Genomic DNA, 25,174 nt, shown 5'->3' with positions numbered 1-25,174 from the left:
AGGGCTCGTGCCGAAACACTAGCCCCCGGCTGATAGGGCAGCCTTCGGCCGACGTGGGGGTGGAGGCGACGCGACGCCCAGGTGACGCGCGCTCAGGTGATGCCGTAGTCGCGGATCTTGCGGTAGATCGTCGCGCGCGACATGCCCAGGTGGCCGGCCGCGTCGGTCTTGTTGCCGGCGTGGTCGGCGAGGGCCTGCACGATCGCGTCCCGTTCGAGCGACTCCAGCGGGGTCAGGCTGCGCCGGCTCGCGCTGCGGCACTGCGGAGGCAGATCGTCGAGTTCCACGGCCCCGGCCCGGGTGGTGCGCAGCACCTCCCGCACGATCGTGCTCAGCTGGTGACCGTTGCCCGGCAGCGGGAGCCGGGCCAGGTGCCGCAGCGCCGCCGACGAGAACGTCACCTCGCGCCCGCTCGACAGCCGCCGCAGCAGGCACGTGGCCAGCAGCGGAATGTCCTCGCTGCGATGCCGCAGCGGCGGCACGACGACGGTCCGGGCGAAGCACGGGATGAGCGCGCTGTCGACGTCGGGGCGGGTCGCCTCGTTGTCGCGCGTGGCGGCGATCCACTGGGTGCGCCCGACCCGGTCGCCTTCGCGGTACTCCACGAGTAGCTCGGCCAGCGGGCTGACCATCGGCTCCGGGATCCGCTCCAGGTGGCTGAGCAGCAGCGTGCCCTCGCCCTCCCTCGACGAGTTCGGCCTCGATCTCGCGCAGCAGCACGTCGGGGTCGACGTCGGCGGCGAGGTCGATGACCCGCAGGTGCTCGCCGGGCTTGCTCGTGTGGTGCACCGCCCGCGCCAGCGACGCCTTACCGACTCCCGCCTCCCCCTCGAGCACGAGCCAGCGGGTGCTGCGGCACGCCGCCCGCGCCTGGCTGCACACCCGCTGCCACTGGGCCGACGCGCCGACCAGCCCGGGCATACTGACCCGCACCGCCGCGCCCTCCCCGGCGGTCTCCAGCTGTTCGGCCAGGTGCACGCGGAAGACGCCGCCGACCACGGAGTCCGACAGCAGGCTCGGGCGGTAGTCCATGCGCACGACGAGCCCGCTCGGCAGATCCGCCACAAGAGTGTGCGGACTCGGCTTGTCCGCGGCGTCGGCGGTGCAGCTCAGCAGCGCCGCCCGGTCGTCGGGCGCGAGCTTCTGCTGGGCGTGCCGGTTCATCATGACGATCTCGTCGTTGACGGCCACGATCGGCCCCGCGGCGTTGCGGCAGGCCGACAGGTAGTCCGACAGCAGCGTCAGTTCACGGCTGCTCACCGAGCGCAGCAGATCGTCCTGGATCTGGCGGGCGAGCAGCTGGGCGGTGCTGAGCAACAGGCCGTTGACGTCGGTGGCCCGGCACGTGATGTCGACCACGCCGAGCAGCGCCCCGCTGACGGGGTGGTGCACGGGCGCCCCGGCGCAGGCGAAGATACCGAGCTGCTCGGAGAAGTGCTCGCCGCCGACGACGAGGGTGGGCTTGGCCCGCTCCAGCGCGGTGCCGATGCCGTTGGTGCCCACCCGCGATTCCCCGTACGAGGCGCCGGGCGCGAGAAAGACGTTCTCGAGCTGGTTGGCCAGCCCGGGATTCGGACAATAGCGTCTCAGGATGCGCCCCGAGGGCGCGGCGAAGATGATGCTCACCGGCTCCCCCGACAGCGTCCAGGCCTGCCCGCGCAGCACCTCGTCGATGCTGTGCACCAGGTCCGACTCCTCGGCCCGGGTGGGGCCGAACGAGGTGTTCAACCCCGCCGGGTCGACCCCCAATCGGGCGCTGCGGCGCCAGGATTCGGCGATCTCGGCGAGCGCCGCCCGCGGCGCCCGCCCGTGCGTGAGGAAACGGTCGCGGTCCTCTCCCGTGCGTCGCTGGTACTCGTGGTGCCAGCGGCTCGGCGTCGTCATCGTCGTCATTGACGTGCCCTTCCACACCTGCCGGTGACCCGCGGGGTTCGAGTCGCAGGCGTGTCGGTAGTGTGCGCTGGCCCGTTGCCCACTTCAAGCGTTGAGTGGGGCGGCGGCACTGTCTCAATATGAGACCGCCTCCCCGGCTCCCGGCCCCTCGCCGACCCCCGCTCTCAGATTGAGACAACCGCGGGCCATCACCGAGTGTCTAGTCCCTTCTCACAGGCACCGCGCGCCGACACCGTCGCCGGCCGCGCGGGCCCCGTGACCACAGGAGGCATTCGTGAGCCGTCAGAGCCTGACCAAAGCACACGCCAAGATCACCGAGCTGTCGTGGGAGCCGACCTTCGCGACCCCCGCCACCCGATTCGGTACCGACTACACGTTCGAGCGCGCCCCGAAGAAGGACCCGCTCAAGCAGATCATGCGCTCCTACTTCCCCATGGAGGAGGAGAAGGACAACCGCGTCTACGGCACGATGGACGGCGCGATCCGCGGCAACATGTTCCGCCAGGTGCAGCAGCGCTGGCTGGAATGGCAGAAGCTGTTCCTCTCGATCATTCCCTTCCCCGAGATCTCCGCGGCCCGCGCGATGCCGATGGCCATCGACGCCGTACCCAACCCCGAGATCCACAACGGGTTGTCCGTGCAGATGATCGACGAGGTTCGGCACAGCACGATCCAGATGAATCTCAAGAAGCTGTACATGAACCACTACATCGACCCGGCCGGGTTCGACATCACCGAGAAGGGGTTCGCGAACAACTACGCGGGCACCATCGGCCGGCAGTTCGGTGAGGGCTTCATCACCGGCGACGCGATCACCGCGGCGAACATCTACCTCACGGTCGTCGCCGAGACCGCGTTCACCAACACGCTGTTCGTCGCCATGCCCGACGAGGCGGCCGCCAACGGCGACTACCTGCTGCCGACGGTCTTCCACTCGGTGCAGTCCGACGAGAGCCGGCACATCTCCAACGGCTACTCGATCCTGCTCATGGCGCTGGCCGACGAGCGGAACCGGCCGCTGCTCGAACGCGACCTGCGCTACGCGTGGTGGAACAACCACTGCGTCGTCGACGCCGCGATCGGCACGTTCATCGAGTACGGCACGAAGGACCGCCGCAAGAACCGCGAGAGCTACGCGGAGATGTGGCGCCGCTGGATCTACGACGACTACTACCGCAGCTATCTGCTGCCGCTGGAGAAGTACGGGTTGAAGATCCCGCACGACCTCGTCGAGGAGTCGTGGAACCGCATCACCAAGGGCTTCTATGTGCACCGCGTCGCGCAGTTCTTCGCCACCGGCTGGCCGGTGAACTACTGGCGCATCGACGGCATGACCGACACCGACTTCGAGTGGTTCGAGGAGAAGTACCCCGGCTGGTACGACCAGTTCGGCAAGTGGTGGGAGAACTACAACCGCCTCGCCCACCCCGGAAAGAACAAGCCGATCGCGTTCGAGGACGTCGGGTACGAGTACCCGCACCGCTGCTGGACGTGCATGGTGCCGTGCCTCATCCGCGAGGACATGGTGGTCGACAAGGTCGACGGGCAGTGGCGCACCTATTGCTCGGAGACCTGCGCGTGGACCGACACCACGGCGTTCCGCCCCGAGTACGAGGGCCGCGAGACCCCGCACATGGGCCGGCTCACCGGCTTCCGCGAGTGGGAGACCCTGCACCACGACAAGGACCTCGCCGACATCATCAGCGACCTGGGGTACGTGCGCGACGACGGCAACACGCTGATCCCGCAACCGCACCTCGACCTCGACGACCCCAAGAAGCTGTGGACGCTCGACGACGTGCGCGGCATCACCTTCCAGAGCCCGAACGTGCTGCTCAACCAGATGAGCGACGCCGAGCGCGAGGAGCACGTCGCCGCCTACCGGGCCAACCCGAACGTGTCGGTCTGAGCCCGACTCTCCCCCGCATCACCGACCGCCGGCCCCGGCGGCAGGGCGTCAGTTCGCCGTGCCGCCGGGAGCCGGTCCGGTCGCCTCAGAAAGGACGTCACCCATGGGTCGGACCCATCGGATCTCCTTCGAGCCGGTCGACATCGAGATGGAGGTCGACGAGGACGAGAACATCCTCGACGCGGCCTTCCGGCAGGGCATCCACCTCATGCACGGGTGCCGCGAGGGCCAGTGCTCGGCGTGCAAGTCGTTCCTGCTCGACGGCGACATCCAGATGGACCGGTACTCGACGTTCGCCTGCAACGACTCCGAGGTCGAGGAGGGCTACGTGCTGCTGTGCCGCGGCCACGCCTTCAGCGACTGCACGGTCGAGCTGCTGAACTTCGACGAGGACGAGCTGCTCAACGCGATCCCCATCCAGGAGGTCACGACGCAGATCACCGGCCTGGAGGCGGTCACGCGAGACATCGTCTCGCTGCGGCTGAAGCCGATCACGCCGGAGTCGTTCGACTTCAAGCCCGGCCAGTACGTCGACATCATGATCCCCGGCACCGACGAGCACCGGTCGTTCTCCATGGCCACCACGCCCAACGGGCACGGCGGCTCCGGCGGGGGCGCCGACGGCGGCGGCGCTCACGGCGGGTCGGCGAGCGCCGACCTGGGCGAGATCGAGTTCCTCATCAAGCGCTACCCCGGCGGCCGGTTCTCCTCGCTGCTCGAGGAGGGCGGCCTGGCGGTCGGCGACGAGCTCGACATCGTCGGCCCGTACGGCAGCAGCACCCTCAAGGACGGTCACGTGCTCCCGATCGTCTGCATCGCCGGCGGCGCGGGCATGGCGCCGATCCTGTCGATCCTGCGGCACCTCGCGCAGACCCAGGACACACGGCCGGTGCGGTTCTACTACGGCGCGCGCACCGAGACCGACCTGTTCTGAGCGCTACCTGACCCAGGGTTGGATCTACGGCTTCGGAGACGGTCCGGGCGGCTACCCGCAGGAGTGGACGGTGCTGAAGTCCACGAACTGGCACGCGTTCCTCGACCCCAACGAGGAGTGGGAACAGACGATCTACCGCAACAACTCCGCGGTGGTGCGCCAGGTCAACCTCAGCCTGCAGAACGCCAAGCGCGCCGGCGCCTACGCCGGTTGGAACGCCGCCTGGAAGAAGTTCATCGCCCGCAACCTCGGCGCGTGGATGCACGCCGAGAACGGCATGGCCTTGCACGTCTTCACGTCGATCCAGCGCTCGGGCCCGACGAACATGATCAACACCGCCGTCGCGGTCACGGCCGCGCACAAGATGCGCTTCGCGCAGGACCTCGCTCTGTTCAACCTCGACCTGTCCGAGGCCGACGACGACTTCGACGGCCAGGTGCACCGCGAGGTCTGGAGCAACGCCCCCGAATGGCAGGCCACCCGGCGCGCCGTCGAGGAGCTCACCGCCATCGGCGACTGGGCCAAGCTCCTGTTCTGCAGCAACGTCGTCTTCGAACAGCTCGTCGGCGCCCTGTTCCGCAGCGAGCTGGTCATGCAGATCGCCGCGCGCAACGGCGACTACGTCACCCCGACCATCGTCGGCACGGGCGAGAACGACTACGCGCGCGACCTCAACTACACCCGCGCGCTCTTCCAGATGCTGACCCGCGACGAGGAGCACGGCGAGGCCAACAAGGCCCTCATGCAGGAGTGGCTCTCCGAGTGGGTGCCCAAGTGCCTGGACGCCGCCGCCCAGCTGCAGCCGATCTGGTCGCAGCCGGCCGAGAAGCCGGTCACCTTCGCGGCCTCCATGGAGGCGGCGACCGAGAAGTTCACCCACCTGCTCGAGGACCTCGGCCTCGACGTTCCGAAGGAGTTGAACCAGTGAGTCAGAACGAGATGACCTTCGGGTCGAACGCCAGCTTCTCCAACATGTGCGGCGTCACCCTCATGAACACCCCGGTCGGCCGCGTGGTCGCGGAGGTCATGGGGGCCAAGGACGGCGTCAAGCTCGTCGAGTACACCTCGATGATCCGAGTGGATGGTACAAACCGTCTGGACTTCGACTACGAGGAGATCACCGACGCCCTGGGCTCCGAGTTCGACGGCTCCGTCTTCGAGGAGATCTCCTCCACCCACTACGGCCGCATGGTCCACCTGGACGACCGCACCATGCTCTTCGCCAGCCCCGAGGACGCCGCCGACTACATCGGCTTCGACCTACACGCGTCGTAGGAGGAGCGCTGCCCCCGACCCACGGCCTGTCTCCCGCGCACGGAGGCGACGTCCCTATCCAGGGAGCCGGGGGCTGGGGGTGCTTCGCCGGGCCGTGGACGGGTCTGGCGGGAGCGCGACCGAAGCGCAGCGCAGGTCGCGCGGATGGTAGGCCCAAGAAGCACCCCCAGCCCCCGGCGGCCCACAAGAGGTGAGGCTCACGGGTGACGCTCACCCCGGCGGCCCACAAGAGGTGAGGCTCAAGCAAGCCCCAAGGAAACCGCAAGAGAAGACAACTGAAAAGGCAAGGAAGCAAGAGCACGAGTCACAACGAAGTGAGGACGCCATGTACGAGAAGAACGGCGAGAAGTACTACATCGTCGACGGTCACGTTCACCTGTGGGACGGCAGCGACGAGAACTGCCGCAACATCCACGGGCACCAGTTTATCGAGTGCTTCTACGATTATCACCGTAACCTCAGCCCGGAAGAAGAGGTCTGGGACTACAAGAAGTACCAGAAGTACACCGAGCAGGATTTCATGAAGGACCTGTTCGAGGACGGCTACGTGGACCACGCGATCTTCCAGGCGACGATTCTGCGGGACTTCTACAAGAACGGTTTCGCGCGGGTGGAGGAGTCGTGGAAGCTGACGCAGGACAATCCGGGGAAGCTGACGTACAACCACGCGTACGACCCGCGGAACGGGGAGGTCGGGCTGAGGCGGTTCGAGGAGGACGCGAAGCGGTTCGGCCTGAAGGGGATCAAGCTGTACACGGCGGAGTGGCATGGCGATTCGCGCGGGTACAAGCTGGACGACCCGTGGTCGCGGCGGTATCTGGAGAAGGCGATCGAGCTGGGGATCACGAACGTGCACGTGCACAAGGGTCCGACGATCCGGCCGCTGGATCGGGACGCGTTTGACGTGGCGGACGTGGACAAGGTGGCGACGGACTACCTGGATCTGAATTTCATCATCGAGCACTGCGGGTTGCCGCGGTTGGAGGACTTCTGCTGGATCGCGACGCAGGAGTCGAACGTGTACGGCGGGTTGGCGGTGGCCATTCCGTTCATGCACACGCGGCCGCGGTATTTCGCGCAGGTCATCGGTGAGCTGCTGTACTGGCTCGGCGAGGACAAGATCGTGTTCGCGAGTGATTACGCGTTGTGGACCCCGAAGTGGCTCATCGAGCGGTTCGTGGATTTCCAGATCCCGGAGGACATGACGGAGTATGCGCCGCTGACGACGCAGAACAAGAAGAAGATCCTGGGGCTCAACGCGGCGGCGCTGTACGACCTGGACGTGCCGGCGGAGCTGCGGTTGCCGACGGAGGCGGGCGAGGCGGACGCCGAGGTCGCGGCGGGCGCGGACAACACCCGCGCGGCGAAGGAGCCTGCGCTGTCATGACCACCCTCGCCAGCTCGCTACAGACGCAGGTCTGGGAAGCGCTGGGAACGGTGATCGACCCGGAGCTGGACGAACCCGTGACGGACCTCGGGTTCGTCCGCTCCGTGGCGATCGACGAGGAGGGCATCGAGGTGCACCTGCGCCTGCCCACCTCGTTCTGTTCCCCGAACTTCGCCTACCTCATGGCGTCGGACGCGCAGGACGCACTGGCTCGGGTACCCGGGATCGGCCGGGTCAGCGTTCTCCTCGACGACCATCACGACTCCGACACGATCAACGCGGGGCTCGCGGCACACGCCGGCTACGTCGGCACGTTCGGCCATGAGGCCGACACGAGCCTGGACGAGCTGCGGGCGACCTTCCGGCGCAAGGCGCACACGGCGGCGATGGAGCGAGCGCTCATGGCGCTGCTGCGGGCCCGCCTCCGCAGCGTCGACGACCTGCCTCGCATCCGGTTGGGCGACCTTCCACCGGGCCCGAGCACCGACGCGCTGGTGGCGCGGCGAGCGGACATCGGGCTGTCCACCGACTCCGGTGATCCGGTGCTCGTCGACGACGACGGCGTGCCGGTGCCGGCTGAGCAGGCTCCGATGCGGTTGCGTCGGGCGACGTCGGTGCGAATCTCGATGGAGGGTAACTCCCACTTCTGCCGCGGCCTGCTCGCGACGCGTTACGCGGACGGCGACGCCGGCGGCATCACCACGATCATCACGAACACCAGGAGCGCATCATGAAGGCCGTACAGGTCGTCGGGTACCACGAGAATCTGCAACTGCGCGACGTCGAGGAGCCGCAGCTGCAGGGGCCGCTGGACGTCATCGTCAAGATCGGCGCGGCCGGGGTGTGCCGCACCGACATCCACATTCTCGAGGGGCAGTGGGAGGCGAAGAGCGGCGTCGAGTTGCCGTACGCGATCGGGCACGAGAACGCCGGCTGGGTGCACGCCGTCGGGGAGGCGGTGACGAACGTCGCAGTGGGCGACAAGGTGATCCTGCACCCGCTGATGACGTGCGGGCTGTGCCGCGCGTGCCGTCGGGGACGACGTGCACTGCGAGAACAACGCCTTTCCCGGCATCGACACGAACGGCGGGTACGCGGAGTACCTGCGCACGTCGGCGCGCAGCTGCGTCAAGCTCGACGACTCCCTGGAGCCGGCGGACGTCGCGGCCCTGGCCGACGCGGGCCTGACCGCGCAGCACGCCGCGGCCAAGGCCGCCAAGGTGCTGCGCCCCGGTGAGTTCTGCGCCGTCATCGGCGCGGGCGGGTTGGGGCACATCGGGATCCAGTGCATGAAGGCGCTCAGCCCGGCGACCCTCATCGTCGTCGACCGCAACGCCGACGCGCTGAAGCTCGCGGGCAAGATCGGCGCCGACATCACGGTGCAGGCCGACGGCTCGCACGTGGAGAAGGTGCTCGAGCTGACCGGCGGCGCCGGCGCCCAGGCCGTGCTCGACTTCGTCGGCGAGGGCGGCGCGACCGCCGAGGGCGTGGCGATGCTGCGCCGGGCCGGCTCCTACTACGTCATCGGGTACGGGAGAACATCGATGTGCCGACGATCGACATCATCTCCACGGAGATCAACTTCATCGGCAATCTCGTCGGCAGCTACACGGACCTGCAGGACCTCATGGCGCTTGCCGCCCAGGGCAAGGTCACGCTGCACACGCAGCAGTACGCGCTGACCGACTTCCAGCGGGCCCTCGACGACCTCGACGCGGGCACGGTCCGCGGCCGGGCCATCCTCATCCCCTGAGCTCGCCCGCCCATCTGCTTTGTGTCAAGGAGTTAAGACATGGCTAAGGAACTGCGTTTCAACGTCGATGCGCGCCGCCAGCTGGAGGCGGGGGTCAACGCCCTCGCCGACGCGGTCAAGGTGACGCTCGGCCCCAAGGGCCGCAATGCGGTGCTCGAAAAGCTCACGGGCCCACCGACGATCACCAACGACGGGGTGACGATCGCGCGCGAGATCCAGCTGCGCGAGCCGTTCGCCAACATGGGCGCCCAGCTCGTCAAGGAAGTGGCGATGAAGACCAACGGCGCGGTCGGAGACGGGACGACGACCGCGACCGTGCTGGCTCAGGCGATGGTGCGCGAGGGTCTGCGCGTCATCGACGAGGGCGCCAACCCGATGCGGGTGCGCCGCGGCATCGAGGCCACGGTCACCGAGGTCGTCGGCCAGCTGGAGAGCTGGGCGGTCGAGATCGGCGGGCGCTCCGACGTGCTCGCGGTCGCGACGCTGGCCGCCAACGACGACGAGCGGATCGGGCGGATCGTGACCGACGCGCTCATGGCCGTCGGGCACGACGGGGTCATCGAGGTCGAGGAGGGCGACGGCACCGGCATGCGCATGCAGGTCGTCGACGGCATCGAGATCGACCACGGCTGGATCTCGCCGTACATGGTCACCGACAAGGAACGCATGGAGGCCTCCCTGGACTCCCCCGCGATCCTGTTGACCAACAAGAAGATCGAGAACGTTCAGGAGCTCATGCCGGCGATCGAGGCGGCCCGGCGGCTGAACCGGCCGCTGGTCATCTTCGCCGAGAACGTCGACGGGCCCGCGCTGCAGATGGTCGTGCAGGGCAACGTGCACGGCACGTTCCGCTCGGTCGTCGTTCGGGCTCCGGGCTTCGGGCACCGGCGGGTCGCCGAGCTGGAGGACCTCGCGGCCGCGCTCGGCGGGCGGGTCGTCGCCGACGACTCCGGGGTGTCGCTGGCCGACGTCTCGACGGCCGACCTCGGCACGTGCGATCACGTCACGATCACCGAAGAGGCGACGACGATCACCGGGCCCGGCGGGGAGGCCGACCTCGTGCAGGCCCGCATCGGCCAGCTGACCGCGCAACTGGACCGGGCCCGCATCGAGCACGACCAGGACAGCCTGCGGCTGCGGATCGCGCGGCTGTCGGGCCGGGTGGCGCTCATCGACGTCGGCGCGGCCACGAGCGTGGAGCTCAAGGAGCGGATGCTGCGCATCGAGGACTCCCTGGCCGCGGCGCGAGCCGCCATGGAGGCGGGTGTCGTGGCGGGCGGCGGCACCGCCCTGGCGCAGGCCGTCTCCGTGGTCGATCGGGTGGAGCTGCACGGCGACGACATCGCCGGCCGCGAGGTCGTGCGGCACTCGCTGGCCGAGCCGCTGCGCTGGATCGCGATCAACGCGGGCTACGAGGGCGAGGAGGTCGTGGAGTCGGTCGTGGCCGCCCCCGTGGGTCACGGCTTCAACGCGCTGACCGGCAAGTACGGCGACATGGCGGACTTCGGCGTGCTCGACGCGCTGACCGTGACCCGCACGGCGCTGGAGAGCGCCGCCTCGATCGCCGCGCTGCTCATCACCACGGAGACGGCGATCGTCGAGGAGGTCGTCGTCAACCCCGGCTCCATCTACGCGCCGGGCTTCGGCGACCTCGCCGAGGGCCTCGTGCGCCCCTCGAACATCTACTGAGCGCACGCACCGACGCCTGCGCCCGCCCGGAGGCGTCCCCGGGCGGGCGCAGGCCCCCGTCGCCCCACCACAGCGGCCGAAGGCTGCCCTTTCGGTCGAGGGCTCGTGCTACAGCCCTAGCCATCGGCTGATAGGGCAGCCTTCGGCCGACGTGGGGGCGGAGGGACGCTCAGGCCTGGCCGGTGAGGACTAGGTAGACGAGGGCCGCGTCCATGATCGTGATGAGGGCGACGAGCGCGACGGCCGCGGCGCGGACCGGCAGGCCCGGGAGCAGCGGACCCATGACGCGCGGCGAGCACGCGAGCAGGACGAGCGGCACGAGCGTGATCGGCAGCGCGAGCGCGAGCACGACCTGGCTGACGACCAGCGCCCACGTCGGGTCGACCCCCAGGGCCAGCACGACCAGCGGCGGCACGAGCCCGACGAGGCGGCGCAGCCACACCGAGAACGGCCGGTGGATGTAGCCCTCCATGACGACCTGGCCGGTGAACACGCCGACCACCGTCGAGGCCACGCCCGAGGCGAGCAGCGCCACCCCGAAGAGCACCGCGACGACGTTGCCGACGGCCGCGGCGATCGCGGTATGCGCACCTTCGATGCCGCCGTGGGTCGGCAGCACCGCCCCGATGAGCAGCAGCGACCCGTTGACGCAGGCGGCCACCCCGAGCGCGCCGGCCACCGCGAGGCCGAGCCGGCGGCGAAGTTGGGCCGCCCGCTCCGGAGACGGTCGATGCCCGGTGTGCGCGCTGACCGCCGAGTGGAAGTACAGCGCGTGCGGCATGACGGTCGCGCCGACGATCGCCACGACGAGCAGCACCCCGGAGGCGTCGAGTCCACCCGGCACCAGTCCCCCGGCGACGCCCGCGGGCGAGGGCCGCAAGAATGCCACCACCGCGAGCACGCAGACCCCGACCACCCCGAGCAGCGCGAGCGTCAGCGGCGCCGAGAAGGCCGCCGCCTTCCGTCCCGTCGCCAGCACGAGCAGGCTGAGCACCCCGACGATGCAGGCGCCGACCGGCAGGGGGATCCCGAACAGCAGGTAGAGACCGAGTGCGCCGCCGACGAGTTCGGCCAGGTCGGTCATCAGCACGACGACCTCGGCCTGCAGCCACATGAGCAGGCGGTTGCGGTGGCCCATCCGCTGCGCGGTGAGGGTCGCGAGTGTCTGGCCGGTGGCCAGGCCGAGCAGCGCGGCCAGGTACTGGATGATCCCCGCCGCGACCGAGGCGAGCGCGACGACCCACAGCAGGTCGTAGCCGTGCACCGACCCGGCTTCGATGTTCGACCCGAAGTTGCCCGGGTCGACGTACGCGACCGTGGTGAGCAGGGCCGGCACGAGCAGCACCGCCCACGGGGCCGACCGCTCCCGGTACATGGCGTCCCCTTCCGTCACCGACGCAGGCACGATACGCCGCAACTGTTTCGGACGGTTCTCAACCTGAGACGGGCCCCAGCACCCGCGCCGATCAGGGAGCCGGTTCGGCGCGCACCTGCGTCTGCCAGGACTGCATCTCGAAGCCGGTGCGCCAGCCGAGGGAGGCGTATAGCGCGTCGGCGTGCGTCGGGCTCTGCGCGTCGACCTCCAGGCCGACGCGGTCTCGGCCGCGGCGGGCGGCGTCGGCGATCACCGTGCCGAGCAGCGCCTTGGCCACCCCGCGGCCGCGGGCCCGCCGGTGCACGCCGAGATACTCGACGTACGTGCCCTCGAAGCCGTCGGCGTTCTCCGGCAGCACCGTTCCCACGAGCGCGCCGCCCGGCAGCCAGTCGTCGCCGTTCTCGATCTCGGCGATCCACCAGTGGTCCCAGGTGTGCCCCGGCCCCTCCCCGAGCCGGGCGAGAAACTCGGCCAGGCTCTCCCGGTAGGAGTTGAAGTGGTCGGCGAACGATTCCTCGAGCAGCAGGTGCACCGTGCGCAGGTCTTCGGCCACCGGCATCCCGTCGGGGTGGGTGTGCACCGTGCGCACCCGCACCCCGGCGCGCACCGGGATCGCGTGGCCGTCCGCCTCCGCGGGCTCCACCGGACGGCTCATGTGCCGCCAGGTGCGGGCCAACTCAAAACCGGCATCACCCAGCCAGCGCTGCTGACGTTCGTCGGTCGCGTACGCCAGGGCGTCGAGTCTCGTTGCGGGCAGGCCGCGCTCGGCGGCCACCTGCCCGGCGACCTGGGCGATCCAGCGCAGCACGGCCGACGCGACGGCGTCGTCGTCGGGCGCCTGCGGGTCGAGCACGAGGTCGACGTCGGTGCGTCCCGCGGCCCGGTCGTGCACGCCGGCCCAGCCGGCCACCTCCCCCTGCGGGTCGCGCAGCACGAACTGGCGGCGGGTCCACGAGCCGCGCCCGACGAGCTCGGACTCCAGGGCCTCGGCGTCGACCCGCGGCGGGCCGCCGGCCACCTCCCGGTGGCGCTGCAGCAGGCGCACGACGCGCGGCACGTCGTCGCTCGTGGGTAACCGTACGGTCCACCCCGCGGGCAGGCCGAGGATGGCGGGCACCAGATCAGTCACCCCTCCATCGTGACAAACGCCGCGGCGCGGGCGACAGGACGCCGGTCACGCGCGCCATACATCTCAGCGGCCGGTCAGCCCGAGGCCCCCGCCGGAGCCGGTTCGCTCTCGTCGACCTCCGAGGCCGGACCGCGGAAGGTGCGCCGGTAATCGGTCGGGGACACCCCGGCCCGGGCGCGCATGTGGGCGCGCAGGGAGACGGCGCCGCCGAGCCCGGCGCGGGCCGCGACCGTCTCCATCGGCAGGTCGGTGGTCTCGAGCAGGTGCTGCGCGCGCTGCACGCGCTGGGCGATGATCCACTCCCCGGGCGCCTGGCCCGTCTCCGTGCGGAAGCGGCGGGTGAACGTGCGCACGCTCATGCCGGCGAGCTTGGCCAGGGTCGTCACCGCGAGGTCCTCCTCGAGGTGCTCCAGACACCACGTGCGAATGCGCGAGACGGTCTCGTCGCGGGCGACGCTCGGGGCCTGCTCGATGAACTGGGCCTGACCGCCCTCGCGCCACGGCGGCACGACGCACTGCCGGGCCACGCGGTTGGCGACCGACGGACCGTGGTCGCGGCGCACGACGTGCAGACACAGGTCGGTGCCGGCGGCCAGTCCGGCCGACGTCAGCACGTCGCCGTCGTCGACGAACAGCAGCCCGGGCTCGACGTGCACGCGCGGGTAGAGGCGGGCCAGGTCGTCGGCGTGGCGCCAGTGCGTCGTGACCCGCCGGCCGTCGAGCACCCCGGCCGCGGCGAGCACGAACGCGCCCGTGCAGATCGACATGATGCGGGCTGTGGGGGGGATCAGTGCCCACGCCGCGGCCAGTTCGTCGTCGAGCCGACCGTGGCGGCGGGGGCCCTCGCAGCGGGTGCCGGGCACGACCACGGTGTCGGCGGTCTCCAGCAGCGATTCGCCGCCGCTGGGTTGGATGCCGTAGCCGGCGGTCGTCGGCACCGCCCGGGCGCCGAGCCCGATGACGTCGACCTGATACAGCGGGCTGCCCCGCCCGTCGGTGGCGCTGCCGAAGATCAGCGGGGGGATCGCCACGTCGTAGCCGACGGCCGGGGCGAGCGCGAGGACGGCGACGCGGTGCAGTGTCGATGCCATGGCCAGATCCTAGCGATAGATGGCTTTTCGGCCACTGGTGATCGCCGAAATCGCCGGGCAGACTCGGGGACCATGACCGACCGCACGCCCGTCGAGAAGTCTGGCGACACCGACTCCGAGCGCACGACCAGCGAGTATCTCGCCGACCACGAGATCCCCTCGGTCGACAACTCGCTCGACGCGCGGCACACCCGCTGGGCCGTGACGATCGCGGTCGTCGCCTTCGTCACGCTCATCGGGTCGGCCGGCTTCCGGTCGGTGCCGGGGGTGCTGATGACCCCGTTGCACGAGGAGTTCGGCTGGAGTCACGGCACGATCGGCGCCGCGGTGTCGGTCAACCTCGTGCTGTTCGGGCTCATCTCACCGTTCGCGGCCGCCCTCATGGACCGCTTCGGGGTGCGCCGCGTCGTCACGTTCGCGCTGCTCGCGGTGGCCGCCGGCAGCGGCTTGACGATCTGGATGACCGCGCCGTGGCAGCTCATGCTGCTGTGGGGCATCGTCGTCGGAGCCGGTACCGGCTCGATGTCGATGACGTTCGTCGCGACGATCTCCTCGCGCTGGTACGTGCACCGACGCGGCCTCGTCAGCGGCATCCTCACGGCCGGCAACGCCACCGGCCAGCTGATCTTTCTGCCGGTCATGGCGCACCTGTCGTCGACGGTGGGCTGGCGCGCGGCGTCGCTCGTGGTGGCGGCCGGCGCGCTGGCGACGGTGCCCATCGTGCTGCTGTTCCTGCGCGACCATCCGCACGACCTGGGGCTGAGCGCCTACGGCGCGCACGCCGGCGACCCGGGGCCGCCGCGGGCCGCGCGCACCGGCTCCAGCGCCGGGCGGGCCCTGGAGTCGCTGCGCCAGGCCGCCCGAACCCGCACGTTCTGGCTGCTCGCGGGCGGGTTCGCGGTGTGCGGGGCGACGACGAACGGGCTCATCGGCACGCACTTCGTGCCGGCCGCGCACGACCACGGGATGCCGGCGACCACGGCCGCGGGGCTGCTCGCGCTCGTCGGGATCTTCGACATCGTCGGCACGATCGGCTCCGGCTGGCTCACGGACCGGATCGATCCGCGCATCCTGCTCGGCATCTACTACGCCGGGCGCGGGGTGTCGCTCGCGCTGCTGCCGATGCTGCTCGCGCCGAACGTCGAGCCGAGCATGTGGGCGTTCATCCTCGTGTACGGCCTCGACTGGGTGGCGACCGTGCCGCCGACCGTCGCACTGTGCCGCGAGCGCTTCGGCATGGCCGGGCCGATCGTCTTCGGCTGGGTGTTCGCCTCGCACCAGCTGGGGGCCGCGGTGGCCTCGTGGGGCGCCGGGTTCATCCGCGACGTCGACGGCCAGTACGACCTGGCCTGGTACCTCGGCGCCGGGCTGTGCGCCGCCGCGGCCGTCATGTCGCTGGCGATCCGCCGGGAGGGGCGGCAGGCGACGACCCCGGCGGCTGCCGCCTGACCGTTCCGCGGCCGCAGCGCGGAACTGGCCCCGGACGCGCGCGAGGCGCCGCCAGCGAACTGGTCGGCGCCTCGCACGTCGTCCCCGCGCGTGGGTGGCGCGCGGACGCTCGGCGACCGGACGAACCTCGCCTGGTGCGGCGGGGCCATCCCCCGGCCCGCGATGATCGGCGCGCCGGTGGTCGCTGACGGCGAGGAGCCTGTTGGCCCGTCACCGCCTGCACGACCGCAACTAAAGCTCATACCGGGCGGGCTGCACAACCGCAGGGGCCGAGATTGGTCAGATTGATCAAACTCGCTCGGAAGCCATGCGCCGGATTGGTCATCACGCGGGCGGCGGGGCGGCTCGCCGTCGATAGGGCCGGGCGGGCGGACCGGGGCGGACCAGGGGCTGCGCGAGCCGGGGCCGTTGCCCGCGCGGGATGGGGCGGGATGAGACGACGGCACTCGCGGCGTTGTCGAGAGGGTGAATCTCCCGCTCTCGCTGCTCGATCGGTCCCGCACGCGCACCGGCCATCCCGACGCGCAGTCGCTGACGCAGACGGTGAGCCGGGCCCAGCACGCCGAGGCGGCGGGCTACCACCGGCTGTGGGTGGCCGAGCACCACGCGGTGCCCGGGATCGGTTCGGGCGCACCGGCGCTCATGGTCCAGGCAGTCGCGCAGGCGACGTCGCGCATCCGGGTCGGCTCCGGCGGGGTCATGCTGCCCAACCACCGGCCGCTGCTCGTCGCCGAACAGTTCGCGATGCTCGCCGCCCTGCACGGCGACCGCATCGACCTCGGCGTCGGCCGCTCCCTGGGCTTCACCGAACCCGTTCGCGAGGCGCTGGGCACCCACGAGGCTCCGGTCGAGCGGTTCGTCGCCGACATCGGCGCCCTGCGCGACTTCCTCACCGGAGCCGGGCCGGTCACCGCCCGCCCCGCGGGCGTCACCCCGCCTCCGCTCTTCGTGCTCGGCACGGGCGCCGGGCTCGACATCGCGGCGCGGCTCGGGCTGCCCGCGGTCGTCGGCGGCCCGGCCGTGTGGGCGGGACCGGAGGCCTTCGACGCGTACCGCGAATCCTTCCGACCATCCCCCGCGCAGCCGGAGCCCTATCTCGTCGTCAGCCTCGACGTGTTCGTCGCCGACTCCGCGCGGCAGGCACGCGAGCTCGCGCTGCCGGAGGCCTGGGCGATGGCGGTCTCGCGCCGTGACGGCGCCTTTCCGCCGCTGGGTCCGCGGGCCGACGTGCCGGAGCAGCTCAGCGACCGGGAGCGCACCACGGTCGAGCGGGCGGTCGGCGCTTCGATCCACGGCACCGAGGACGAGGTGATGGCCGGGCTGACCGCCCTCGTGCGCCGCACCGGCGCCGACGAGATCATGAGCACCGCGTCGACGTTCGACGTCGAGGCGATGTACGAATCCGACCGACGGCTCGCCGCCGCCGTCCGCGCCGCCTGACTCGCCGCCGCCGTCCGCGCTGCCTGACTCGCCACCGCCCCGCCGACGCCGTCCGCGCCGCCTGATCGGATCGCCCGCCGCGCCGCCCTAGAGTGATCGAAACGATCAAAGGGGACCCCGTGTATCAACTCGACGCGACAGACCGGCGCATCCTCGCGGCCCTCGACGACGATCCGCGGATGACCGTCATGCTGCTCGCGCAGCGCACCGGGCTGGCGCGCGGCACGATCCAGAGCCGGCTCGACCGGTACCGCACCGAGGGCCTGCTGCGGCTGGAGAGCACCCGGATCCCGCCGGCGGCGCTCGGCCGCGGGCTGGCCGGTCAGGTGGCGGCCGAGCTCGATCAGCACAAGCTCGACGAGGCGGTGGCGGCGGTGCGGCGGGTGCCGGAGGTGCTCGAGTGCTTCGCCCCGGCCGGCATCACCGACCTGCTGTGTCACGTCGTCGCCCGCGACCCCGACGACCTGTACCGGGTCTCCGAGGAGATCCGGTTGTGCCCCGGCATCCTGCGCACGCAGACGAGCGTGTTTCTGCGCGAGGTGATCCCGTACCGCATCCGCCCGCTGCTCGACGCCGCCGACGCCCCCGACCACGCCATCGCCACAGCCGACGCCCGCGGCCGCTCCCCGGGGTCGGCCCAGCGCGCCGCGACCCGGCCGGGCGCTACGCCCGCACCGACTCGTCGCTCGCCGCGCGCGCCAGGCGCGAGTGCCTGATGCCGTACCCGAAGTAGATCGCCAGGCCGACGACGAACCAGACGACGAAACGCAGCCACGTCTCGACGACGAGGCTCGACATGAGGCCGAGGCACAGCGCGGCCGAGGCCAGCGGCACGACCGGCGAGAACGGCACCCGGAACGGCCGGTGCATGTCGGGGGCGGTGCGGCGCAGCACGACGACGGCGATCGAGACGATGAAGAACGCGAACAGCGTGCCGATGCTCACCATCTCGGCCAGCGCCCCGAGCGGCACGAACGCGGCGAGCAGCGCGACGACGAGCGTGGCGCCGACGGTCACCCCCACCGGCGTGCGCCAGCGCGGGTGCACCTGCCCGAAGCGGGCCGGCAGCAGCCCGTCGCGGGCGAGCGCGAAGCCGACCCGGCCCAGCCCCACGAGCGCGACGAGGATCACCGACGTCAGCCCCGCGACGGCCGCGATCCCGATGAGCGACCCGGCCCAGTGCAGCCCGACGTGGTCGAAGGCGTCGGCGAGCGGCGCGCCCTCGGACAACTGCGTGTAGTGCACCATCCCGGTGACGACGAGGCTGACCCCGATGTACAGGGCGGTGCACACCGCGAGCGCGCCGATGAGGCCGCGCGGCATGTCCCGGCCCGGGTCGCGGGTCTCCTCACCGAGGTTGGCGAGCACCTCGAAGCCGCCGAAGGCGAAGAACACGACGGCCGCGGCCGCCACCACTCCGGAGGCCCCGAAGACGCTCGGGGTCGCGCCGGTCACGGCCTGCCACAGCGGCATCGTCAGCCACGACCCCACCGACGACTCCGGAGCCGGTTGCGCCGGCGGCACGAACGGGCTCCAGTTCTCGACGCGCACGAAGAACGCGCCGACGCCGATGATGAACAGGCAGACCGAGACCTTGATGACGACGAGCACGTTCGTCACCCACTTGGTCTCGGTGATGCCGAGGGCGGCGATGGCGCCGAGTACGAGGGTGATGCCGGCGGCGCCGAGGTTGACGATCGAGTCCTCCCCGAAGAAGGTCGGCGACAGGCCCAGCGCCGACTGCAGGTAGCCCGACCAGCCGCGCGCGACGACCGATGCGGCGAGGGCGAATTCGAGGATGAGGTCCCACGCGATGATCCACGCGAAGAGCTCCCCGATCGTCGTGTACGCGTACGTGTACGCACTGCCCGCGGTGGGCACCGACGACGCGAGCTCGGCGTAACACAGCGCCGCGAGCAGCGCCACGATCCCGGCGATGAGGAACGACAGCACGACCGCGGGGCCGGCGGCGTTCTTGGCCTGCACGCCGGTGAGCGTGAAGATTCCGGTGCCGATGACCAGTCCCACCCCGAAGCCGACGAGGTCTGTGGCGGTCAGCTTCTTGGCCAGTCCGGGGTGGGCCGCGTCGAGGTGGTCCGCGTCGTTCTGCGCGAGTACGGCGCTCACCGGCTTGCGGCGCAGCGGGCCGTGCGAGGTGTTCATAGCCGCGCAAGCTAGCGCCTCCCCGGTGGTGGCGTGCGCGCGGGTCCACCCAGCGGCACGGGCTCCGGCCCGAGTGGCCCCGCGGGCTCGGAAAACCGGGCGGCTCAGACCAGCCGGCCCGCCCGGCTCCGGTTCGGCCCGCGACCGGTGAGACGACAACCGGGCGGCCACCCCCGACAGGGGGACCGCCCGGATCAGAGGCGAGAGGTCAGTGGTGCAGAGTCTCCTGCGCGACGGAGGCTTCGCCGGTCGCCAGGTGGGAGTGCTTCTTGCCGTAGCCGAAGTAGATCGCCAGGCCGATGGCGAGCCAGACGACGAACCGGATCCACGTCTCGGTGGCCAGGCTCGCCATCATGCCCAGACACAGCACGGCGGACAGCGCCGGGACGAACGGCGAGAACGGCACCCGGAACGGGCGCTTCATGTCCGGGTTCGTGCGGCGCAACACGATGACCGCGATCGAGACGACGAAGAACGCGAACAGCGTGCCGATGCTCACCATCTCGGCGAGCGCACCCAGCGGCACGAACGCGGCCAGGACGGCGACGGCGATCGTCGTGCCAACGGTGATGCCCACAGGGGTGCGCCACTTGGGGTGCACCCGGCCGACGGCGGGCGGCAGCAGCCCGTCGCGGGAGAGGGCGAAGCCGATGCGGCCCATGCCGATGATGTCGACGAGGATCACCGAGCTGAGCCCGCAGACCGCGGCGACGCCGATGAGCACGCCGGCCCAGCCGAGCCCGACCTGCGCGAACGCGTCGGCCAGCGGCGCGCCCTCGGAGATCTGGGTGTAGTTGACCATGCCGGTGATGACGAGGCAGACCGCGAGGTAGAGCACCGTGCAGATGACGAGCGCCCCGATCAGCCCGCGGGGCATGTCGCGGCCCGGGTCCTTCGCCTCCTCACCGAGGTTGGCGACGACCTCGAAGCCGGAGTAGGCGAAGAAGACGACGGCCGCGGCGGCCAGCACGCCGGAGATCCCGAAGACGCTCGGGGTGGCCCCGCTGACGACCTGCCACAGCGGGGTCTGCAGGGTGCCCATCGCCGACTCCGCAGACGGCTGCGAGGGCGGGATGAACGGGTTCCAGTTGCCGGACTTCACGTAGAACGCGCCGACGACGATGATGAAGACGCACACCGAGACCTTGATGACGACCAGCGTGTTCGTCACCCACTTGGACTCCTGGATGCCGCGCAGCGCGACGAAACCGAGCACGAGCGCGATGAACACGCCGCCGAGGTTGATGACCGAATCCTCCCCGAAGAACGTCGTCGGCAGGTTGAACGCCTCCTGCAGGTAGCCCGACCAGCCTCGGGAGACGACGGCGGCGCCGAGGGCGAACTCCAGCACGAGGTCCCAGGCGATGATCCACGCGAAGATCTCACCGATCGTCGTGTACGCGTACGTGTACGCGCTGCCGGCGGTCGGCACCGACGAGGCCAGCTCGGCGTAACACAGCGCCGCGAGCAGCGCGACGACCCCGGCGATGAGGAACGAGATCGCCACGGCCGGCCCGGCCGCGTTCTTGGCCTGCACGCCGGTGAGCGTGAAGATGCCGGTGCCGATGATCATGCCGATGCCGAACCCGATGAGGTCTTTGGTCGTCAGCCGTTTCGCCAGGCCGTGGGACTCGCCGTCGACGGGATCGTTCTGGTGGATGACAGTCTCGACGGACTTTCGCCGCAGCGGACTGCCTGAGGAAGAGGTCATGCGCGCAAACGTAGGGGCCGCCACCCATTGACAACAGGCTCCGAACCGCAGAAATCGGACCTTTGCTCAAGGGTTAACACCGTCGAAACGTCACCCGACCTGCGCGGACCCCGGCCACGGTTCCGGCACACTGCAACAGTGCGCCCCGCGGCCCTCGCCTCGACGACCGGCGCCGGCGAACCGGCGTGGGTGCTGCACGTCGACCTCGACCAGTTCATCGCCGCCGTCGAGGTGCTGCGCCGCCCCGAGCTGGCCGGCCTCCCGCTCATCGTCGGCGGCCGCGGCGACCCGACCGAACGCGCGGTGGTCTCGACCGCCTCCTACGAGGCCCGCGCCTTCGGAGTCGGGTCGGGCATGCCGCTGCGGATCGCCGCCCGCAAGTGCCCGGAGGCGGTGATCCTGCCCGTCGACGCGCCCGCCTACCTCGCCGCCTCCGAGGCGGTCATGGCGGTGCTGCGCGAGCTGGCGGTGGTCGAGGTGCTCGGCTGGGACGAGGCCTTTCTCGGCGTGCGCACCCCCGATCCGGTCGCCTTCGCCCACCAGGTGCAGGAAGCGGTGTTCGCCGCGACCCGGTTGCACTGCTCGATCGGAGTCGGTGACACCACGGTGCGGGCCAAGAACGCCACCGACTTCGGCAAGCCGCGCGGGGTGTTCACGCTGACCGCGGCGAACTGGCTCGAGGTGATGGGTGAGCGGCCGACGCGGGCGCTGTGGGGCGTGGGCGCCAAGGTGTCCGCGCGGCTCGCGGCGCTCGGGGTGCAGACCGTCGCGCAGCTCGCCGCCGCCGACGTCGAACCGCTCGTCGCAGAGTTCGGGCCGCGGATGGGGCCGTGGTACCGCGACCTGGGGCGCGGCGAGGGGCGAGCGCACGTCGACCCGACCCCGTGGGTGCCGCGCGGACACGGGCACGAGACGACCTTCCAGACCGACCTGGCCGACCGCGCGGAGATCCTCGCCGCGGTCGCCGCGCTCGCCGAGCGCGTCGTCGACGCGATCGGTCGCGAGGGCCGGCCCGCGGTGCGGCTGCAACTGAAGATCCGGTACGCGCCGTTCTTCACGGTGACGCGTTCGCGCAAGCTGCCTGCCGCCACCGCCGAGCGCGCCGACATCGTCTCCGCCGCGGTGCGTTTGGCCCGTGACCGGATCGAGCCGGACCGGCCGATCCGGCTCCTGGGCGTGTACGCGGAGATGGCCCCGCCGGAGTGAGGAACGCACCCGGTGCTGACGCTGCGCTGATCTTGCGGGGACACCGCGCGCCGCGCATGGAAGTCTGGGACGGGCACTTCGACGGCGCCTGAACCGTTCCACGCTGGGCGGCTCCCGCGTCGACGGGGTCGAGCTCGCGCTCCCCAGGCGCGGCACCGCCAGAAACCGACGATCCACACCGCAGGGACATGTCCCCCGAGTTGCGCGGGTACGATCAGCCACCGCGATCGACCTGCGGCATCCCGCGCATGCCCGGAGAAGGACACTCATGAGTGGAAACGCCAGCTACCGACTCGACAACACCGCCGTGCTGTCCGTGGAGTCGGTCGAGGCCCCCGAAGTCATCACCTCGGACGCCATCGACGACCGCCTCGTCGACACCTACGCGCGCCTGGGGCTGACCCGCGGCATGCTCGCCTCGCTGGCGGGCGTGCAGTCGCGCCGATGGTGGCCGGCCGACGAGGGCTACGTGCAGGGCGCGGTCGTCGCCGGTCGGCAGGCGCTGGCCGCCGCGGAGGTCGATCCCGACCGCGTGGGGCTCCTCATCAACGCCTCGGTGACCCGCCCGCACCTGGAGCCGGCCGTGGCCACGCAGGTGCACCACCAGCTGGGCCTGCCGACGGGCTGCATGAACTTCGACGTGACCAACGCCTGCCTGGGCTTCGTCAACGCGATGCACCTGGCGGGCACGCTCATCGACGCGGGCCAGATCGAGTACGCGCTCGTCGTCACCTCCGAGGGCACCCGCGAGCCGCAGGAACGCACGATCGCCCGGCTCGAGCGCGGCGAGACCACCAAGCACGAGATCAAGGAGGCGTTCGCCACGCTGACCGTCGGGTCGGGCGCCGCGGCCATGGTGCTCGCCCGCAAGGACGCCAACCCCGACGGGCACACGCTCGTCGGCGGCGTGAGCCGCGCCGGCACCGCCCATCACAACCTGTGCATCGGGTCGATGGAGGAGATGAAGACCGACAGCGGCGCCCTGTACACCGAGGGCCTGGCCCTGGCCGTCGACACGTGGAAGGACGCCAAGGGCGAGTTCGACTGGGAGGAGATGGACAGCTACGTCGCGCACCAGACCTCGATCGTGCACATCCGCGGCCTGTGCGACTCCCTCGGCCTCGACATGGACAGGTTTCCGCTGACGCTCATCGAGCACGGCAACACCGCGTCGGCCTCGGTGCCGTTCACGCTCGCGCAGCACTCCCCCAACCTGTCCACCGGCGACCGGGTGCTGCTCATGGGCATCGGCTCCGGCCTGAACACCTCGTTCGCCGAGCTCGCCTGGTGAGTCGGGCCGCATCGTCATCGCCCGCGGCGCCCGGGCTACCTGCGGCGCCCGGGGAGGCTTCGATGCCCGGCGAGTCGGGCCAGTCGGGCCAGTCGGGCCAGCCGGGCCAGTTCGGGCAGTCGGGGCTGCCGAGGCTGGCGGGCCTGCGTGACCTGCCGGGCCTGGAGCCGCAGTGGTCGCGCTACGTCGAGGCGTCCGACTCCCAGGGGGTACCTCGCTTGTGGCATGTGCTTGACACAGGCGATGCCGAATCCGAGGGCCGCGGGGTGTTGCTCTGTGTGCACGGCAACCCGACGTGGTCGTACCTGTGGCGTCGGTTTCTCGCGGCGGCTCGGCCCGGGTGGCGGGTCGTGGCCGTCGACCAGCTCGGCATGGGCTACTCCGAGGCCCCGTCGGGCTCCCTGGACCAGCCGCGCTCGCTCGCCGAGCGCATCGACGACCTGACCGGGCTGACCGACGCCCTCGGCCTCACGCCCGACGGAGCGCCGGTCGTGGTCGCCGGGCACGACTGGGGCGGGATCATCGCCTCCGGCTGGGCCCTGCGGCACCGCGAACGCGGAGGCTCGGTGGCCGGTCTCGTGCTCGCGAACACCGCGGTGCAGCACGACTTCTCGACCGGCCTTCCGCGGCCGCTGCGCTTCGCCACCTCCCCGGCCCTGCTCGCGGCGGCGACCGCGCGCACGCCCGCCTTCGTGCGCGCCGCGACCGGCCTCTCCCGGCCCCCGCTGCCCCGCGAGGTGCGCGACGCGTTCGCCGCGCCCTATCCGCGGTCGCGCGACCGGGCCTTCGTGGGCCAGTTCGTCGCGGACATCCCGGCCGCCCCCGGCCACCCGACGGGTCCCGTGCTCGACGCGATCGCCACGGGACTGACCGGGTTCGACGCGCCGGCGCTGCTGCTGCGCGGACCGCGCGACCCCGTCTTCTCCGAGGAGCACCTGCGCGACCTGCGCCGGCGGCTGCCGCACGCGAGCGTGCACCGCTACGAGGGAGCCGGGCACCTCGTCACCGAGGACGCGCCGCGCACCGCCGCCGACGTGTGGCGCTGGATCGAGCGGATCGTCGAGCCCGCGCTGGCCGGGTCGACGAGTTCGCGGCCGCCGGTCGATGCCGGCCCGTGGGCACACGAGGGGCCGGCGTGGGCGCGCCTGCTCGACCGGGTCGCGGACACGCCGGACGAGCTCGCGGTCGCGGAGGTGCGCAGCGGGCGGCGGATGTCGTTCGCGCAGTTCGAGTCCGACGTGCGGGCCGTCGCGGCCGGGCTCGCCGCGCACGGCGTGCGGCCCGGCGAGCGGGTCGCGCTGCTCGTGCCGCCGGGCATCGACCTGACGGTCGCCGTGTACGCCTGCTGGCGCCTCGGCGCGGTCATCGTCGTCGCCGACGCCGGCCTCGGGCTGCCCGGCATGGGGCGGGCGCTGCGCGGCGCCGGACCGGCTCACGTCGTCGGCATCGCCAAGGGGCTCGCCGCGATCGCGGCGATGG

21 protein-coding genes and 2 pseudogenes are annotated in these 25,174 nt (G+C 71.2%); 16 read left to right on the top strand and 7 right to left on the bottom strand.

Features of this window, described 5'->3' with window-relative positions; genetic code table 11:
• Nucleotides 1-92: 92 nt before the first annotated feature.
• Nucleotides 93-632 (bottom strand): helix-turn-helix domain-containing protein, encoded by a 540-nt coding sequence (locus PINTE_RS09970; protein WP_068429513.1) that lies wholly within the window; start codon nt 630-632, stop codon nt 93-95.
• A gap of 136 nt (nt 633-768) precedes the next feature.
• Nucleotides 769-1,884 (bottom strand): annotated as a pseudogene (locus PINTE_RS25225) (GAF domain-containing protein); the annotation flags it as partial.
• Between the two features lie 283 nt (nt 1,885-2,167).
• Here PINTE_RS25225 and PINTE_RS09950 point away from each other — a divergent pair.
• The 10 genes and pseudogenes from PINTE_RS09950 to groL all read left to right on the top strand — a co-directional run bounded on the left by PINTE_RS09950 (nt 2,168) and on the right by groL (nt 10,840).
• Nucleotides 2,168-3,802 carry a ferritin family protein gene (locus PINTE_RS09950; protein ID WP_068429498.1) on the top strand — a complete coding sequence of 545 codons (1,635 nt, stop codon included), beginning with the start codon at nt 2,168-2,170 and terminating at the stop codon, nt 3,800-3,802.
• A gap of 103 nt (nt 3,803-3,905) precedes the next feature.
• Nucleotides 3,906-4,736, top strand: a complete 831-nt coding sequence (locus tag PINTE_RS09945) for a 2Fe-2S iron-sulfur cluster-binding protein (protein WP_084343444.1) — start codon at nt 3,906-3,908, stop codon at nt 4,734-4,736.
• A gap of 7 nt (nt 4,737-4,743) precedes the next feature.
• On the top strand, nt 4,744-5,664 hold the full coding sequence (locus tag PINTE_RS09940) for a ferritin family protein (protein WP_084343443.1): 921 nt from the start codon (nt 4,744-4,746) through the stop codon (nt 5,662-5,664).
• Nucleotides 5,661-6,011 (top strand): propane 2-monooxygenase effector subunit MimD, encoded by a 351-nt coding sequence (gene mimD / locus PINTE_RS09935; RefSeq protein ID WP_217996558.1) that lies wholly within the window; start codon nt 5,661-5,663, stop codon nt 6,009-6,011. The genes PINTE_RS09940 and mimD overlap by 4 nt, the downstream gene beginning before the upstream one ends.
• Nucleotides 6,012-6,336: 325 nt before the next feature.
• Nucleotides 6,337-7,398, top strand: coding sequence for an amidohydrolase family protein (locus tag PINTE_RS09930; RefSeq protein WP_068429495.1), 1,062 nt, complete (start codon nt 6,337-6,339; stop codon nt 7,396-7,398).
• A complete protein-coding gene (locus PINTE_RS09925; protein ID WP_068429491.1) occupies nt 7,395-8,132 on the top strand; it encodes a metal-sulfur cluster assembly factor in 738 nt (245 codons plus the stop codon). The genes PINTE_RS09930 and PINTE_RS09925 overlap by 4 nt, the downstream gene beginning before the upstream one ends.
• Nucleotides 8,129-8,392, top strand: a pseudogene (locus tag PINTE_RS24295) (alcohol dehydrogenase catalytic domain-containing protein); the annotation flags it as partial. The gene PINTE_RS09925 and the pseudogene PINTE_RS24295, both read left to right, overlap by 4 nt.
• 49 nt (nt 8,393-8,441) lie before the next feature.
• On the top strand, nt 8,442-9,080 hold the full coding sequence (locus PINTE_RS24290) for a zinc-binding dehydrogenase (protein ID WP_245642886.1): 639 nt from the start codon (nt 8,442-8,444) through the stop codon (nt 9,078-9,080).
• Entirely contained in the window at nt 9,026-9,151 is a 126-nt protein-coding gene (locus tag PINTE_RS24750; RefSeq protein ID WP_281178858.1) for a hypothetical protein, read from the top strand. The genes PINTE_RS24290 and PINTE_RS24750 overlap by 55 nt, the downstream gene beginning before the upstream one ends.
• Nucleotides 9,152-9,190: 39 nt before the next feature.
• The gene (gene groL / locus PINTE_RS09915) at nt 9,191-10,840 is read left to right on the top strand and encodes a chaperonin GroEL (protein ID WP_068429488.1); all 1,650 of its coding nucleotides are present in this window, start codon (nt 9,191-9,193) and stop codon (nt 10,838-10,840) included.
• 169 nt (nt 10,841-11,009) lie between these two features.
• Here groL and PINTE_RS09910 read toward each other — a convergent pair whose 3' ends face one another.
• The 3 genes from PINTE_RS09910 to PINTE_RS09900 form a co-directional block, all read right to left on the bottom strand.
• Complete coding sequence (locus PINTE_RS09910; protein ID WP_169798501.1) at nt 11,010-12,233, bottom strand: Nramp family divalent metal transporter; 1,224 nt, start codon at nt 12,231-12,233, stop codon at nt 11,010-11,012.
• Between the two features lie 73 nt (nt 12,234-12,306).
• Entirely contained in the window at nt 12,307-13,344 is a 1,038-nt protein-coding gene (locus tag PINTE_RS09905; protein ID WP_068429482.1) for a GNAT family N-acetyltransferase, read from the bottom strand.
• Between the two features lie 74 nt (nt 13,345-13,418).
• A complete protein-coding gene (locus PINTE_RS09900; RefSeq protein WP_068429479.1) occupies nt 13,419-14,435 on the bottom strand; it encodes a GlxA family transcriptional regulator in 1,017 nt (338 codons plus the stop codon).
• Between the two features lie 72 nt (nt 14,436-14,507).
• On the opposite strand from PINTE_RS09900, the gene PINTE_RS09895 reads away from it, so the two are divergent.
• The 3 genes from PINTE_RS09895 to PINTE_RS09885 all read left to right on the top strand — a co-directional run bounded on the left by PINTE_RS09895 (nt 14,508) and on the right by PINTE_RS09885 (nt 18,040).
• A complete protein-coding gene (locus tag PINTE_RS09895; protein WP_084343442.1) occupies nt 14,508-15,884 on the top strand; it encodes an MFS transporter in 1,377 nt (458 codons plus the stop codon).
• Between the two features lie 465 nt (nt 15,885-16,349).
• Nucleotides 16,350-17,324, top strand: coding sequence for an MsnO8 family LLM class oxidoreductase (locus tag PINTE_RS09890; protein ID WP_068429476.1), 975 nt, complete (start codon nt 16,350-16,352; stop codon nt 17,322-17,324).
• A 119-nt stretch (nt 17,325-17,443) separates the two neighbouring features.
• Nucleotides 17,444-18,040, top strand: a complete 597-nt coding sequence (locus PINTE_RS09885) for an Lrp/AsnC family transcriptional regulator (RefSeq protein WP_084343441.1) — start codon at nt 17,444-17,446, stop codon at nt 18,038-18,040.
• Here the strand turns inward: PINTE_RS09885 and PINTE_RS09880 are convergent.
• Both PINTE_RS09880 and PINTE_RS09875 read right to left on the bottom strand, forming a co-directional pair.
• Nucleotides 17,988-19,487, bottom strand: a complete 1,500-nt coding sequence (locus tag PINTE_RS09880) for an APC family permease (RefSeq protein WP_068429472.1) — start codon at nt 19,485-19,487, stop codon at nt 17,988-17,990. The genes PINTE_RS09885 and PINTE_RS09880 overlap by 53 nt on opposite strands.
• Before the next feature lie 208 nt (nt 19,488-19,695).
• A complete protein-coding gene (locus PINTE_RS09875; protein ID WP_068429469.1) occupies nt 19,696-21,198 on the bottom strand; it encodes an APC family permease in 1,503 nt (500 codons plus the stop codon).
• A 138-nt stretch (nt 21,199-21,336) separates the two neighbouring features.
• Here PINTE_RS09875 and PINTE_RS09870 point away from each other — a divergent pair, with 138 nt between their 5' ends.
• The 3 genes from PINTE_RS09870 to PINTE_RS09860 form a co-directional block, all read left to right on the top strand.
• The gene (locus PINTE_RS09870; RefSeq protein ID WP_444543859.1) at nt 21,337-22,404 is read left to right on the top strand and encodes a DNA polymerase IV; all 1,068 of its coding nucleotides are present in this window, start codon (nt 21,337-21,339) and stop codon (nt 22,402-22,404) included.
• 268 nt (nt 22,405-22,672) lie between these two features.
• On the top strand, nt 22,673-23,695 hold the full coding sequence (locus tag PINTE_RS09865; protein WP_068429466.1) for a 3-oxoacyl-ACP synthase III: 1,023 nt from the start codon (nt 22,673-22,675) through the stop codon (nt 23,693-23,695).
• A 62-nt stretch (nt 23,696-23,757) separates the two neighbouring features.
• The coding region (locus PINTE_RS09860; protein WP_157087166.1) for an alpha/beta fold hydrolase at nt 23,758-25,174 on the top strand (1,417 nt) is incomplete at its 3' end.

Origin of the sequence: Piscicoccus intestinalis NBRC 104926, assembly GCF_001515525.1 — a bacterium.
Classification (GTDB): domain Bacteria; phylum Actinomycetota; class Actinomycetes; order Actinomycetales; family Dermatophilaceae; genus Kineosphaera; species Kineosphaera intestinalis.
This window is presented reverse-complemented; position numbering and strand designations above follow the sequence as displayed.

Coding starts and splice junctions, on each gene's coding strand:
- PINTE_RS09865 (WP_068429466.1), top strand. CDS start 22,673: ATGAGTGGAAACGCCAGCTACCGACTCGACAACACCGCCGTGCTGTCC.
- PINTE_RS09945 (WP_084343444.1), top strand. CDS start 3,906: ATGGGTCGGACCCATCGGATCTCCTTCGAGCCGGTCGACATCGAGATG.
- groL (WP_068429488.1), top strand. CDS start 9,191: ATGGCTAAGGAACTGCGTTTCAACGTCGATGCGCGCCGCCAGCTGGAG.
- PINTE_RS09895 (WP_084343442.1), top strand. CDS start 14,508: ATGACCGACCGCACGCCCGTCGAGAAGTCTGGCGACACCGACTCCGAG.
- PINTE_RS09925 (WP_068429491.1), top strand. CDS start 7,395: ATGACCACCCTCGCCAGCTCGCTACAGACGCAGGTCTGGGAAGCGCTG.
- PINTE_RS09930 (WP_068429495.1), top strand. CDS start 6,337: ATGTACGAGAAGAACGGCGAGAAGTACTACATCGTCGACGGTCACGTT.
- PINTE_RS09880 (WP_068429472.1), bottom strand. CDS start 19,487: ATGAACACCTCGCACGGCCCGCTGCGCCGCAAGCCGGTGAGCGCCGTA.
- PINTE_RS09875 (WP_068429469.1), bottom strand. CDS start 21,198: ATGACCTCTTCCTCAGGCAGTCCGCTGCGGCGAAAGTCCGTCGAGACT.
- PINTE_RS24750 (WP_281178858.1), top strand. CDS start 9,026: ATGGCGCTTGCCGCCCAGGGCAAGGTCACGCTGCACACGCAGCAGTAC.
- PINTE_RS09970 (WP_068429513.1), bottom strand. CDS start 632: ATGGTCAGCCCGCTGGCCGAGCTACTCGTGGAGTACCGCGAAGGCGAC.
- PINTE_RS09900 (WP_068429479.1), bottom strand. CDS start 14,435: ATGGCATCGACACTGCACCGCGTCGCCGTCCTCGCGCTCGCCCCGGCC.